Raw genomic sequence first — 14,514 nt, 5'->3', positions numbered from 1 at the left:
CAGAGCACGCTCGGTGTGGGCTCAGCTCAGCGCGGGGATGACCTCGCGCTCGAACAGCTCGATCCCGGAGCGGTCGTAGGCGGCCTCGGGGAAGTAGTGGATCGCGTAGCCGAGCCCGCGGTTCGACATTTCCTGCAGTCGCTCCACGATCTGTTCCGGAGTGCCCGCGAGACCCTGATCGCCGCGATAGTTCTGCATATATGCGTCCGTGCGGTCGCCGAGGTGGGGAGCGACGCGCGCCTCGATCACGGCGAGCCGTTCGGCCACCTCAGCCTCGGTTTCACCGATCACAGTGTTGAAGTTGGTTGAGCGCACGATCGCGTCGAAGTCCGTTCCGACATCCTTCGTGTGCTGCCGCAGGATCTCGCTCTTGCGAGTGAATTCTTCGGGGTTACCGGCGAAGTTCGTGTAGTTGGCATACTTTGCGGCGATCTTCAGCGTGACCTTTTCTCCACCGCCGGCAATCCACAGCGGGATGCCGTTTTCCTGGAGCGGAAGCGGGCGGACGATCGCCCCGTCGACCTGGTAGAACTTTCCATCCAGAGTGGCCTCGCCCGTCGTCCAGGCTTGGCGCATGATCTGAACCCCCTCGTCGAGGCGGCGGAGTCGGTCACCCACCGAGGGGAACCCGTAGCCATAGGCGCGCCACTCGTGCTCGTACCATCCGCCACCGATGCCCATCTCGGTGCGGCCACCGGAGACGATGTCGACCGTCGCTGCGACCTTCGCAAGGTATGCCGGGTTGCGGTACGTCATACAGGTGCACATCTGTCCAAGGCGGATGCGGCTGGTCGATGCGGCGAATGCCGACATGAGCGTCCAGGCCTCGTGCGTCGCCTCCTCGCTGGGGATGGGGGTCGTGTGGAAGTGGTCATACACCCACAATGATTCCCAGGGTCCGGCATCCGCTGCCTGCGCAAGATCGCGCATCGTCGTCCAGTGATCAGTGGGGTCGATGCCAACGAGATCGAATCGCCAGCCTTGGGGGATGAAGGTTCCGAAGCGCATGCCTGCAGTGTAGCGATCGGCCCGACGTTGGAGGACGCGGCTAGGCTCGCTATCGAGTGGCCGATCGTTTCACAGACTGGAGTTCGCATGACAACGCGTACCAAGCTCAACCTCGGACGTATGGGCTTTTGGCGAGGCGGCCCACTGCTGTCCCCTGAGATTGCGGTGGCTGCAGAACGGTTCGGCTACGGCACCGTCTGGATCGGCGGCTCGCCGGCGGCTGATCTCGCGCTGGCGGGTGAGCTTCTGGATGCGACGTCCGAAGTCAAGATCGCGACTGGAATCGTGAACATCTGGACCGCCCCTGCCGACGAGGTCGCCGCATCATTCCATCGCCTGGAGCAGTCGCATCCGGGTAGGTTCGTTCTCGGCGTCGGCATCGGGCACCGCGAGGCCCAGGGCGACACCTATCAGCGACCGTACTCGGCTCTGGTCGACTACTTGGACGTCCTTGATGCAGAAGGCGTGCCGGCAGATCGTCGGCTGATCTCCGCACTCGGGCCCCGAACGCTGCGCCTCGCGGCTGAGCGCTCAGCAGGTACGCATCCGTATATGACGACACCCACGCACACGCGCTTCGCGCGCGACGTCATCGGCCCTGACTCGCTGATCGCTGCGGAACAGCGGCTCGTCCCCGGTCTCGATACGGATGCTGCGCGAGCCGCCGGCCGCAAGTTCCTGTCCCGCTACCTCGCCCTGTCGAACTACCGTCGCACGCTCGAACAGCATGGCTTCACGGCATCCGATCTCGACGACGGAGCAACCGACGACGCGGTCGATGCGCTCACGCCACACGGCACCGCGGCCGAGCTGGCCGCGGTCGTGCAGGGTCAGCTCGATGCCGGAGCCGATCATGTGTGCGTTCAGATTTTGCCTGCCCAGGAGGACCCGATCCCGACGCTGGAAGAGATCGCCGTGGAAGTTGGCCTTTTCCGATGAGGTGACGGGGCACGTCAGAGCGCGCGAAGCCTCGGCGCCAGATCCCGCTCGAACAGCGTCATGAAGCGTTCCTGGTCGTGGCCGGGGGCATGGAAGACGAGGTGGTTGAAGCCCCAGTCGACGTACTCCCTAACCTGCGCGACGACCTCATCGGGGTCAGTGCCCACGATCCAGCGCTTGGCGACCTGCTCGATCGGAAGGGCATCGGCAGCCTTCTCCATTTCGATCGGGTCGGTGATGTCGTGCTTCTGCTCCTTCGATAGCGACAGCGGCGCCCAGAAACGGGTATTCTCCAACGCGGCCGCGCTCGTCTCCTCATAGGAGATTTTGATCTCGATCATCCGATCGATCTGTTCGAAGCTGCGACCACCCGCTGCTGCTCCTTCCTTGACCGCGGGAACGAGGCTGTCGACATACAGCTCCCGGCCCTTGCCCGAGGTGCAAATGAAACCGTCACCCGCACGCCCGGCGTACTTCGCCACCATCGGGCCCCCCGCGGCGATATACACCGGGACGCCACCCTCGGGAACGTCATAGATGGATGCATCGTGCGTCGAGTAATACTCGCCATCGAAGCTCGTCCGCTCCCCCGTCCACAACGCACGCATCAGGCGGATCGACTCCCGCAGCCGCGCGAAGCGCTCGCGGAACTCCGGCCACTCCTGCTCGCCCGCGCCCTGGAAACCCGTCGCGATCTCGTTCAGCGCCTCACCGGTGCCGACGCCGAGGAAGACGCGCCCCGGGCTCAGGCATCCGAGCGTCGCGAAGGCCTGCGCGATCACCGCAGGGTTGTAACGGAACGTCGGCGTCATGACACTCGTCCCGATCCGGATCCGCTCGGTGCGTGCACCCACCGCCGCCGCCCACGCGATCGAGAACGGCGCATGACCGCCGGTGTAGCGCCACGGCTGGAAATGATCGCTCACCGCGACCGACTCGAAGCCGTGCCGTTCTGCGGCAACAGCAATATCGACCAATTCACGCGGAGCGAACTGCTCAGCGGATGCCTTATAACCCAGTGTCAGCGTCATTGACTGTCTCCTTCGTTTCAGCGGCCACACCGGCAGCTTTATATCCTTCTTCAAACCCGATTCGGTGCGCCTCATCCGCGCCCAGCCGGAACATATCCTTCCCGGAAGATCTCACAATGCTCGAGGCGCCGGGAAGATCGAAATCGCCCACCAGTCGTCCCATGCCTCGGACGACAGCAACGGGGCATCCGCTGACCTTGCCCTTGACCAGGTCGCCGGCAGCAGCCAACTCATCCGCGACACAGGGCAGCGTGACGATGAGCGGCCGACCCGCACTGTCGAGCTCGCCATGCAGCTGATCGAAGACGTGCACTCCCGCCGCGCCGATGGCCACATCGGTCTGCCCATCACGCCACGGGCGCCCCAGCGTGTCACTCACGATAATGCCGACGTCCGCGCCGGTCTCATCGCGGATTGCAGACGCGATCGCACGGGCGGACGCATCCGGGTCCAGGGGCAGCAGCAGGATCGTCCCTGGTTCGGTATTCGAGGCATCCACACCGGCTGCGGCCCCGACGATGCCGAGACGGTTCTGAACGATGCGCGTCACGCCACCATCGGCACGAGAACGCGTCGCGACGACGCGGACGGTCTCTGCGGTGATCGCGGCCTCGCGGTCCTCCGCCCGCACCGACCGCCCCTCGGCCTTCGAGATGATCTTCGACGTGACGATGAGGATGTCACCGTCGATCAGCTGATCTCCGGCGGCGGCGATAGCATCCAGAATCATCCTGGTCAGGTCGGCGCCCGCGGCAACTTCAGGGATTCCCGTAAGTGCCCACACCTGCATCCGATCAGTCATGTCATTTCACCAATTTCGGAAGAATCTCACGGCCGACGATCTCGATCCATTCGCCCTGCGTGCGGGACCCGACGTTGTGCACATGCACCGCATCGAACCCGAGATCGAAAAGTGACTGCAGGTACGCGCGATGAACCTCGGGGTCGGACGAGACGGGGATGCGTGCGCGGATGTCGTCCGAGGTGACGGAACGCGCGAGCTGATCGACGTCGAACGGCGAACGGATGTCGCCGCGAGGGAATCGCAGACCGGCCATCGGCCAGTCCCGCAACGCCTGGGCCATGGCCTCGTCATCGGTGGGCGCCCACGAAAGCTGCACGTGAACCACTGTCTGTGCGGGGCCAGTGGAACGTCGGGCCTCCCGCTGCCCCTCCCGAAACGCATTGAGCAGGGCCGCCAGTCGCTCTGCCGGGCCCGCCTGCACAACCATGCCGTCGAGGGTGCGTCCCGCGCGACGCGCTGTCATCGGGCCGCCTGCCCAGACGCGCACCGGGGGCGGGGTCACCGGCATCGTCCACAGGCGCGACGATTCCAGCCGGAAGTGCGGGCCGGAATGCCGAGTGTCGTTGCCCTTGGCCGAGGCTGCGAAGAGTTTGCGGATGACCTCGGCCGCGTCGAACAACCTCGCCGCGCGCTCGGAGGCCTCCGGCCAGTACTGGCCCACCACGTGCTCGTCGATCGCATCACCCGCAGACAGGATGAGCCGGTGTCGGTCCGGGTACAACGCCGCCAGCGTCGCGCTCGCCTGCGCCACCGCGGCCGGATGCATCCGATAGCCAGGAACCGCCGAAGCGGTCACCATTCCCGTCGTTCGCTGCCCGATCGCTCCCAGCACAGCCCACGCGAACGAGGCATTTCCCTGGCTGGGCAACCACGGCTGGAAACGGTCAGCGACGACTGTGCCGGCAAAGCCGCTCTTGTCGGCGGCTGTCGCCAGTTCGACCGCGGCATCCGGCGCGAACTGCTCCAGCGCGACGACATGATGAACCTCACCGGGCGTGACGTTCATCGAGCTGGAAGGCATACCGGAAGCTTAGAGCGCGGTGGACGGGGCAAAGCCGGACTTTCACCTTCGACTGGCACAGATGGTTGCATACTCGGTAAAGATCGAGCCATTTGCGCCAATTGAACCCGGTCAGCCAGCAACCGGCACCACCGCCGCCCGCTGAGCCAACCGCATCCAGGTCTCCACCACCGTGTCGGGATTGAGCGACATCGACTCGATACCCTGATCGAGCAGCCAGTCGGCGAGGTCCGGATGATCAGAGGGGCCCTGCCCGCAGATGCCGACGTACTTGCCGCGACGCAGGCACGCCTCGATCGCCATCGCGAGCATCTTCTTCACTGCCGGGTCGCGCTCATCGAACGTCTGCGCGACGAGCGCGGAGTCGCGGTCAAGGCCGAGCGTCAGCTGGGTCATGTCGTTCGAGCCGATCGAGAAACCGTCGAAGTGATCGAGGAACTCGTCCGCCAGCAGCGCGTTCGACGGCACCTCGCACATCATGACGACCTCGAGTCCGTTCTCGCCGCGACGCAGGCCGTTCGCGGCGAGTAGTTCGATAACGGCTGCGCCCTCGGCCACGGTGCGGACGAACGGGATCATGATCTTGACGTTCTTCAGGCCCATGTCATCGCGCACCCGGCGGATAGCCTCGCACTCCATATCGAAGCACTCGCGGAAGTCCGCGGAGATGTAGCGTGACGCCCCGCGGTACCCGATCATCGGGTTCTCCTCATGCGGCTCGTAGCGGTCGCCGCCGAGCAGGTTGGCGTACTCGTTCGACTTGAAGTCGCTCATGCGCACGATCACCGGTTCCGGAGCGAACGCTGCGGCCAGCATCGCCACACCCTCTACGACGCGCTGCACGAAGAACTCACGCGGTGACGAGTACGCCGCAATGCGGTCGGCGATCTGGGCCTGCAGTTCTTCCGGGAGCGAGTCGTATTCGAGGAGCGCACGAGGATGGATGCCGATCTGGCGGTTGATGATGAACTCCAGGCGCGCGAGCCCGACTCCGCGATTAGGCAGGCGTGAGAAAGAGAATGCCTGATCGGGGGTTCCGACGTTCATCATGATCTTGACCGGGACCTCCGGCATCCGATCCAGGTGGGTCTCCTCCTCCGTGAATTCGAGAAGCCCCTGGTAGACAAGGCCGTCGTCACCCTCCGCGCATGAGACGGTGACGTCGAGGCCGTCGGGAAGCACACTGGTGGCATCGCCCGTGCCGACGACTGCCGGAATTCCGAGCTCGCGCGCGATGATCGCCGCGTGGCAGGTGCGGCCACCGCGGTTCGTGACGATCGCGGATGCTTTCTTCATGATCGGCTCCCAGTCGGGGTCGGTCATGTCGGCCACGAGCACGTCGCCCGCTCTGAAGTCCGCCATCTGGTCGATGCTGCGCAGCACACTCACCGCGCCGGAGCCGATCTTCTGACCGATCGCGCGTCCGGTCGAGAGCACATCACTTCGCTCGGCGAGTACGAAGCGGCGCATGACGTTCGCGTCGGCGCGGGAAACGACGGTCTCTGGTCGAGCCTGCAGGATGTAGATCCTGCCGTCGACGCCGTCGCGCGCCCACTCGATGTCCATCGGGCGTCCGTAGTGCTGCTCGATCGTGACTGCGTGACGGGCCAGTTCTTCGACCTCAGCATCCGTGATGCTGAGCAGGCGGCGCTGGTCGAGCGGGACGTCTTCGAAGACGGTCGTTCCGCCGACCTGCTCACTCTCGGTGTATCGCATCGCGATCGCTTTCTCGCCGACGGAGCGCTTGAGGATCGCGGGGCGGAAGGCGGCGAGCGCCGGCTTGTAGACATAGAACTCATCCGGGTTCACGGCACCCTGCACGACGGCCTCGCCCAGCCCGTAAGAGCTGGTGATGAAGACGGCGTCCTCGAAACCGGATTCGGTGTCGACGGTGAACATGACTCCGGATGCTCCGATGTCGGAGCGCACCATCCGCTGCACGCCGACGGAGAGCGCCACGTCGTGGTGGTCGAAGCCGTTGTGCACCCGGTATGAGATTGCGCGGTCGTTGTAGAGCGACGAGAACACCTGCTTCACTGCCTGCAGGATGTGCTCGATGCCGGCGATGTTGAGGAATGTCTCCTGCTGGCCGGCGAAAGAGGCGTCGGGGAGGTCTTCTGCGGTGGCCGATGAACGTACGGCCCAGGAAACGGCATCCGGGGCGGGGTCGTTCTCGACCAGGCGCGTGTAAGCGGAGCGGATGTCACGCTCGATGTCATCGGGCAGCGGCTGCTGCTCGATCCACTCGCGCACCGCGGCGCCGACGCGGGAGAGCTGGGTGACGTCGTCGACGTCGATTGCTTCGACTGCTTCGCGGATGCGCAGGTCGAGGCCGCTCGTCGAAAGAAAGGAGCGATAAGCATCCGCTGTCGTCGCGAAGCCGCCGGGCACGCGCACGCCGAGGCCTCCGAGGTGGGAGACCATCTCGCCGAGGGAGGCGTTCTTGCCGCCGACCTGAGGAAGGTCTGCCATGCCGACCTCGTCGAACCACAGGATGTTGCTCATAAGGATGCTTCTTTCACTGGGTTATATAAAGCGCGGTCACGCCCGCAGCTTCATGGTCTGCATGATGACCGCGGACATCTCCTCGACGCTTTTGGTCGAGGAGTTCAGGAAGGGAACGCGGTTTCGTCGGTAGAGATCTTCAGCGCGGCGGAGCTCGATGGTGCACTGCTCGAGACTGGAGTACTGCGAACTCGGGCGCCGTTCGTGGCGCACCTGGCTCAGCCGCAGGGGCGTGGTGGTAAGCCCGAAGCAGCGGGCGCCGTACTTCGCCACTGCACGCGGGAGCGCTTCGGACGGGTAGTCGTCGTCCGTGAGCGGGTAGTTCGCCACTCGCAGCCCGTGTTGCAGAGCGAGGTACATGGTCGTGGGCGTCTTGCCGCAACGGGATGGCGCGATGATGACGACGTCGGCCTGGTCGAGGGCCCTTGAGCTCTGCCCGTCGTCGTGTTCGATCGCGTATTCGACGGCGCGCATGCGCGCGAAGTAGCGGTCAGTGTCACCCAGGCCATGGAACTGGCCAAGTTGTTCGGATGCCGTCGTGCCGAGCGCTGTCTCCAGCTCGGTCAGATGACCGGCGAGGAGGTCGATGAGTGTGGCTTTGGAAGTGGCGAGGATGCCACGGAGTGCGGCGTGCTTGACCGTCGTGAACACGAGCGGCGCGCGGCCCGCTTCGGCGTCTGCATCAATGCTGGCGACGACGGTGCGCGCCTCGGCGTCGGTGACGACGAACGGGATCGTGTGCTTGAGGAAGCGGATGCCGGGGAAGTTCGCGAGCAGTGCGTTTCCGAGAGTTTCCGCGGTGACACCCGTGCTGTCCGAGACGAAATACGCGGCGCGCGGGGGTGCTGCGTCGGGGACGGTGGGGGTGGTCATACATCAAGGCTAAGGAAGAAAGAGGGCAATTCATCCCCGATCTACCTGAAAAAAAATCTAGTTCTTACTACCTGAATAATTCGATGCGAGGTGCGGCAGCGACCAGCTGTCGGATCGCAGCCCGATGGTCTCGTCGATAAGCATTACGGTGCCCTTACCCAAGGGGCCCGTGCGTTCGGTGGCGAGCTTACCGAGCGGGCCTTCCAACACGGCCCCGTTTCCTGCGAGCCATGCGGGACACGCCTCCGCCAGGGACAACCAGGCGTGGGTGTACGGACAACACTGTGCCCGTCTGCACTCCGCGCAGGAACTACCCAACGATCACGCCGTTCAGCCCGTCAAATCTCCTGCAATGTCCCGCAATACGCGCCGAAGAACTTTTCCTTGGGCATTCCGCGGAAGTTCCTCGGTGATCATGACCGACCGTGGCACCTTGAAATTGGCCATCCGTTCGCGACACCAAGCGATGATCTCGGCCTCGGAAGGAGTCACGCCATGCGCTGGGATCACATAGGCGCGGGCCACTTCGCCAAGTCGCTCGTCGGGGACACCGATAACCGACACCTCGGCAACGTGCGGGTGCCGTGACAGTGTTTGCTCTATCTCTGCGGGAGACACGTTAAATCCACCTACGAAGAACATGTCCTTCAGCCGGTCTGTGATCTTCAGGTTTCCAGCCTCGTCCAAAGCACCGACATCGCCCGTGTATAGCCAACCATCTCGAATGGCGTCTGCCGTCTGCTCGGGGGTGTCCCAATAGCCCGGGGTGACGTTCGGTCCTTGAATGAGCACCTCGCCTGACTCATTCGGGCGAACCTCGTGCCCGTCAAGATCGACAATCTTGATCTTGACGCCCGGGAGAGGTCGCCCATTTGTCGAAGCGATCGTTTCATGGGAGTCGTCCTGACGGCACAACGTAGCTGAGCCGTAACATTCGGTCATGCCGTACGCGGTGATGAAGTGCTCAAACGGAAGTTCGTCGTGAACGCGTTCAACCATGGCCATCGGCACCACAGCTGCACCGGTCGCAGCAACCCGCAGTGAGGAGAGATCGAACTTTTCGCGGTCGGGATGATCCAGGAGCGCGTAATACACCGTCGGTGGACCGTTAAGCACAGTGGCACGCTCACGCTCGATCAGCTGCATCATCTCGACGGGGTCGAAAACGGCGAGTGGAATGATCGTGACACCGTGCAGGAGGCATTGCAGAATTCCTGCCTTGTTCCCTCCGGCATGGAACATCGGCAGCGACACGAGGTACCGGTCTCCTGCGCGAAGACCCCAAATCCGACCAAAGTTCCAATACAGCTCAATGACACCTCGGGCGAAACGAACCCCTTTGGAACGTCCGGTGGTCCCTGAGGTAAAGAGAATGTCGCTCAGTACATCGGGACCCAGCGTCGCAACGATGTCATCGATCGCCTCTCGCGGCACCTCGTCCGCCCGCGCGACGAAGTCGTTCCATCCGGCAACGGTGAAGTCCACATCTCCCAGATCTTGGGTCCTGGTTGAAACATCGATGACGAGAGACAAGCTGCGCAAGTCATGTTCCTCTTGATGTTCTGGAAGGCCGTCGGCGAGTGCACTCAGATAGTTAAACTCAAGGAATCCGTCCTCGATCAGCACAGCCTTCGCGTCAGTTCGCTGGAGCAACTCACGCGCTTCGGCGGCTCGGTAGCGTGTGTTGATCGGAACCACCACGGCACCCAACATGTAAACACCTTGGCTGAATCGAACCCACCAATGAGAGTTCGGTGCCCAGATACCCACCCTGTCGCCGGGGCGGATCCCGTGGGCATGGAGAGCGCGCGCGATCTGCTCGGCGTCACGTAGCAACTCGACGAAGGTGAGTCGTACGGCCCCTTCGCACAAGGCAAGCCGGTCAGCATATATTTCTGCACCGCGACGAAGCACTTCGGGGTGGCTACGGGGTAGATCAGTCATGTCTGCTCCATTTTTTCGGGAATCGTCAACAGCCTGCGAACTGGGAACACTCGGCGATCTGTGCTGCGGCCGCGCCCGACGTGCCACCGTAGATCACCTTGCCCTGTCACACGAGGTAGGAGAGAGCGGCCAAAGACTCTCCCGGGTCGGGTTGGATCCAGCCAATACAGTTGGAGCACGTCGATTCGCGGCCTTAAGCGGCGCGAGCGACTCTTCGAGTGCGTGCATGATCCATAGCCTGGCTCCGCCACGCCGGTTCGGTGGCCCATGCGAGAAGTAGCACTTCGTCACGATGATCGACTCATCTCGAGGCTGGCCTAGGGCCGTGCCCAGCAACTCCTCAGCCGCACCGCGGCTGCAGACATCCGCCGACTGATTCCGGCATACAGACGACGTCGCACGATGCGGCTGTCTCAGATGCATTCGCACCACTTCGCCCACACTGCTTCGTGTGCGACAGACACGAACTTACCGGATGCCGAGTGCGCGAATTCGATGTCAGCGACAGGTTGGCGTATCCGTGGCTGCCGAACTTTACCATGCGCGCACAACCGATGCGCCAGCTGTGCAGATACCTTCATTTTCAGACCGCAAGTGCGCCTCGCACCGGGACCATTCCGCCACGGGTGCGAGGCGCACATTCATTCACTTGGGCAACGTACCGCTGACGAACTCTTCGTTGTAAAGATCGAAGAACGCGGTCAAGTCAACGTCGCCGAGTCCTGAGTAGGATTCGCGCACCGACTTAGGATCTATCGCGATCTCTTCGAACCCGAGATCCACGAGGGACTCAGTCCATCCGTCCAAGGTGTCGTGATATAGATCAATGAGCGCCTGTGGGTCGCTCAGCCCGTCTGGAGCCGCAGCGGGCATGTTTGCCACCCAGTCGGCGCGCTTGGCGTCAACAGCCCCGCTCAGGCTCGTGACATCATTGACACGGATGGATCCGTCGTCGATCAAGTCTCCCAGAGTCGCCATACCGGTCAGGTACTGGTCTGGCGCATACTTCACGGAGAGCTTCGCCGATTCCTCCAGCATGATCGCTTGAACGTCGGCGGGAAGAGTCTCCCACAATTCGAGGTTGAGTACGAGAGAGGTCTGCACTTGCGCGTAGTTGAGCGGGAGGTATTCGGTTGCGACTTCCGTGACGCCCGAAGCCAGCCATCCTGGCGGGGTGAGAGTGTCGCAGTCGAGCACGCCACGCTGTAGACCCTCATAGGTCTCGGCGTAGGCGATATCTGACGCGACCATTCCGATTCCCTGCATCGCGTTGACCCAAAGGTCGCCACTGGCCCTTGCTCGCTTGCCTTCCGCTTGCTCCGCAGTCTCAACCGGCGAAGTACAGATTTGGGAGTACGCGGTTGTCGTTGCAGCGCTCAAGACTTTCAGATCATACTTGGCAAATTCGTCAATCAGCGCTTCATTGGTTTGAAAGAGTTCATGCAAGGTGGCCGAGCCGGCGGCAAGATCATGAACCGTGGAGCCCGACACCTCATTCCCCATGCCTGCGAGCCATGCCGTGATCGGGAGTTCCTGGGGGAAATACGAATGGTTGATGACACTCATGTCCGCGATACCGTCACCGACACCCGTCAACGACTCCATCGCGCCGAGTAGCGACCCGCCGACGTAGTTCTCGAAGGTGATCGCGCCGTCGGTGCGTTCGGTCACTGCTTTCTGCCAGTGGCCAATCACGGCGGCACCGTTTGGATCGCTCTCGACTCCGAAGTAACCGAAAGAAATGGCGACCGGCTCCATCTCCTCGATGCTTTCGCCCCCCGGTTCACTCTCACTCACCCCGCCACACCCGGCCAGGACCAGGCTCACGCCAACAAGGGACGTCAGCGCAAACAGTCCGGATGTTCGTGACCTCTTTGTCAGCTTCATGAATCGTTTCCTTCCTATGTACGACGATAAATCTTGCACTCCTTGAACCACGCTGATTCAACGTCCTGCGCTCGGCGGGTGACCACCCCGCCCGAAGGTGCCCAAGCCTGTTCTGAACGAATCGTGACATAAATTCATCAAAGTGTCAATCATTTAATTAATAGTTACTCAAGCTAGAAAAGAGGTCACCTAAAGCCCGGAGAATAGGTCAATGCCAACTGATTCCGCCGTCAACACTGAGCACGACGCCGGTCACGAAGGCGGAATCCGTGCTGGACAGGAAAAGAGCAGCACCGGCGATTTCCTGCGGTGTCCCCATGCGCTGCAGCGTCAAGCGTTCGATTGTCGCGGAGCGGTGTGCATCGTTCCCGCGAAACAGCTCTCGTGTCATCGGTGTGTCGATCGCACCTGGCGACAGGACATTAGCCCGGATGCTGGGTCCCAACTCCGCGGCCATGACCTTGGTTGCCGCAATCAGCCCGCCCTTCGACGCGGCATAAGCAGTCTGGTTTCGGTATGGTCGCATGCCACCGACCGATGCAAGATTGACGATCGTGGCAGCGCCAGCGTGCTGCAAGTGCGGTTGCGCCGCACGGCACAGCTGGATTGGTGCTCGCAGATTGATCTCCAAAGTCGGATCCCACACGGACTCATCCGTCTCAGCTAGAGATCGAGTGATGAGGACCCCGGCGGCGTTCACCACGCCGTCGAGTCCCCCCATGTGCTGCGCCGCAGCCGAGACTGCCTCGTCAATCTCCCCCAGGTTGCGAAGATCGGCTCGAATCGCCAAAGCCGACGATTGCGCAGCAACTTTCTCCACGCCGGATGCGTCGATGTCCAACAAAGCTAAGGCCGCCCCCTCTGCGGCGAAACGTTCGGCAATGGCACGACCCATACCGGATGCTGCCCCCGTGACAAGGATGCGCCGTCCACGCAGACGCTGATGGCCGTCATTCATTAATTCCTCCTTGGTTTAGAGCAAGGTCCCTGCGTTCGCCCACGCTCTCAACCACCGGGCACCAGACTGTTTCAGCAATATAATCTTTATACTATAAGCTCGCTCAGCACCGGGCGGAGAGGTCTCACCGGTGCCCGTAATCTGTCCGGAAGACAGAAGGCCCGTAGGAGGTTCATGCACGCCTGTTCGTTATGCGCTTGGATCGGCAGGCGTCCCGAATCCTGCGATGCCCGACGCCTGCCGAGCACCAAAGCCATCACCGCCCACAGTTCACTCCGACGATTAGGCAACCCGAGGGAGCCTGGTGAGCACGCGTAGAGCGCCTCTGCCCCGCGTATTCCTTGCCGCTGCGGTCTCCAATTTCTCCCGGCAGATGGGCTTTTGGGTGAGTGTGACCTTCTTCCAATGGCATGTGGCCGAACTGAGTGGAGGCGACGCCGGGGCTTCATCGACTCTATATTTCCTGCAACTGCTGCCGATGTTTCTACTACCCCCCACATTGGGTGCGTTGATCGACCGGTGGTCGAGATGGTGGCTGATGGTAGCTCCCGGCGGTGCCATGACAGTCGTCGCCATCGCTGCCGCCACGGCTACCACGGGGATGTCCGACCAGCCAGAGGTTTGGCAGATTCAACTGCTCGCACTTCTGCTCGGCATCGCCACTGCCATCTCCTCACCAGCGTTCCAAGCAGTCATTCCGGGCTTGGTGTCGGTGGCCGAACTCCCTCGGGCCCTCGCGGCCGGCGCTGCGCTGATGAACGGATCACGGCTCGTCGGACCCGGGGTAGCAGGTCTGGCACTTGCCCTCGGCGGCAACCTGGCCACCTGTCTGTGGATGCTGGCCGGATTCGAAAGCATCGGCTTCTTGCTGATGCTCCGGGTTTCACGGGACGCCCGGAGAGCCAGTTCCAATGGCAAGTACCTCGCCGACATCATCGATGGATTCCGCGAGACAACCAGGAGACCCGCCCTTGGTCAAGCGCTGCAACTGGTCGCCGCCACGTCGCTGTTCGGCCTGGCCTACCTCTCGGTTCTGCCAGCTGTGACAGTTCAAGTGCTCGACGCTGGCGACTTCACGTATGCCGTGCTGCTGGCTTCGGCCGCTCTCGGTGCACTGGCAGCTGCGTTCGTCAAGCCGCTCCAACCCCGCACACTCAAGTCCGTATCCGGCAGCTTGGCTCTCATGGCCGCAGCCGTGTTTATAGTCATGGCCTCCCCCGTGATCGCCCTGACCGCGACTGCTTGTTTCGTCGTGTCGGCCGTCGGCGCGGGAATCATGATCGGCCTGAACATTCAGATCCAGCAGGCCGTCTCGGAACAATACCGCGGTCGCGTGGTGAGCCTCTTTCTCTGGGCGTGGGGAGGCATCCTGCCGTTCGGGGGCCTCATGTTCGGCGCCCTCGTACTCAACACTGGTTTCGCCGGAACCGGGGCCCTCATGGCTGCGCTCCTCCTCACTGTGGCTGTCCTGAATTGGCACCGCCAGGCACGACGTCACGACGATATTTAGACTTGCAGTCTGATGTTTAGACCGTGAGTCTGT

11 protein-coding genes are annotated in these 14,514 nt (G+C 62.6%); 2 read left to right on the top strand and 9 right to left on the bottom strand.

The window, feature by feature from the left end:
• Positions 1–21: 21 nt before the first annotated feature.
• Positions 22–1,008 carry an LLM class F420-dependent oxidoreductase gene (locus ACW5CM_RS02145; RefSeq protein WP_457124022.1) on the bottom strand — a complete coding sequence of 329 codons (987 nt, stop codon included), beginning with the start codon at positions 1,006–1,008 and terminating at the stop codon, positions 22–24.
• Between the two features lie 87 nt (positions 1,009–1,095).
• Between ACW5CM_RS02145 and ACW5CM_RS02140 the strand changes: the two genes are divergently transcribed.
• A complete protein-coding gene (locus tag ACW5CM_RS02140) occupies positions 1,096–1,947 on the top strand; it encodes a TIGR03620 family F420-dependent LLM class oxidoreductase (protein ID WP_457124021.1) in 852 nt (283 codons plus the stop codon).
• A 14-nt stretch (positions 1,948–1,961) separates the two neighbouring features.
• Here ACW5CM_RS02140 and fgd read toward each other — a convergent pair whose 3' ends face one another.
• From fgd to ACW5CM_RS02100, 8 genes are all read right to left on the bottom strand, one after another.
• Positions 1,962–2,978 carry a glucose-6-phosphate dehydrogenase (coenzyme-F420) gene (fgd, locus tag ACW5CM_RS02135; RefSeq protein WP_457124020.1) on the bottom strand — a complete coding sequence of 339 codons (1,017 nt, stop codon included), beginning with the start codon at positions 2,976–2,978 and terminating at the stop codon, positions 1,962–1,964.
• Positions 2,956–3,780 carry a coenzyme F420-0:L-glutamate ligase gene (cofE, locus tag ACW5CM_RS02130; RefSeq protein ID WP_457124019.1) on the bottom strand — a complete coding sequence of 275 codons (825 nt, stop codon included), beginning with the start codon at positions 3,778–3,780 and terminating at the stop codon, positions 2,956–2,958. Before cofE ends, fgd begins: the two co-directional genes overlap by 23 nt.
• Before the next feature lies 1 nt (position 3,781).
• Entirely contained in the window at positions 3,782–4,804 is a 1,023-nt protein-coding gene (locus tag ACW5CM_RS02125) for a TIGR03557 family F420-dependent LLM class oxidoreductase (protein WP_457124018.1), read from the bottom strand.
• A 111-nt stretch (positions 4,805–4,915) separates the two neighbouring features.
• The gene (gene ppsA, locus ACW5CM_RS02120) at positions 4,916–7,309 is read right to left on the bottom strand and encodes a phosphoenolpyruvate synthase (RefSeq protein WP_457124017.1); all 2,394 of its coding nucleotides are present in this window, start codon (positions 7,307–7,309) and stop codon (positions 4,916–4,918) included.
• 36 nt (positions 7,310–7,345) lie between these two features.
• Positions 7,346–8,182, bottom strand: coding sequence for a pyruvate, water dikinase regulatory protein (locus ACW5CM_RS02115; RefSeq protein ID WP_457124016.1), 837 nt, complete (start codon positions 8,180–8,182; stop codon positions 7,346–7,348).
• A 330-nt stretch (positions 8,183–8,512) separates the two neighbouring features.
• A complete protein-coding gene (locus ACW5CM_RS02110) occupies positions 8,513–10,126 on the bottom strand; it encodes an AMP-binding protein (RefSeq protein WP_439289745.1) in 1,614 nt (537 codons plus the stop codon).
• 645 nt (positions 10,127–10,771) lie between these two features.
• Positions 10,772–12,013, bottom strand: a complete 1,242-nt coding sequence (dctP, locus tag ACW5CM_RS02105; RefSeq protein ID WP_457124015.1) for a TRAP transporter substrate-binding protein DctP — start codon at positions 12,011–12,013, stop codon at positions 10,772–10,774.
• A 208-nt stretch (positions 12,014–12,221) separates the two neighbouring features.
• Entirely contained in the window at positions 12,222–12,971 is a 750-nt protein-coding gene (locus ACW5CM_RS02100) for an SDR family NAD(P)-dependent oxidoreductase (protein WP_457124014.1), read from the bottom strand.
• Positions 12,972–13,275: 304 nt separating this feature from the next.
• On the opposite strand from ACW5CM_RS02100, the gene ACW5CM_RS02095 reads away from it, so the two are divergent.
• The gene (locus ACW5CM_RS02095) at positions 13,276–14,481 is read left to right on the top strand and encodes an MFS transporter (protein WP_457124013.1); all 1,206 of its coding nucleotides are present in this window, start codon (positions 13,276–13,278) and stop codon (positions 14,479–14,481) included.
• The last annotated feature ends 33 nt before the right edge of the window (positions 14,482–14,514 follow it).

Source organism: Microbacterium wangyouchuni (assembly GCF_054072595.1).
This window is presented reverse-complemented; position numbering and strand designations above follow the sequence as displayed.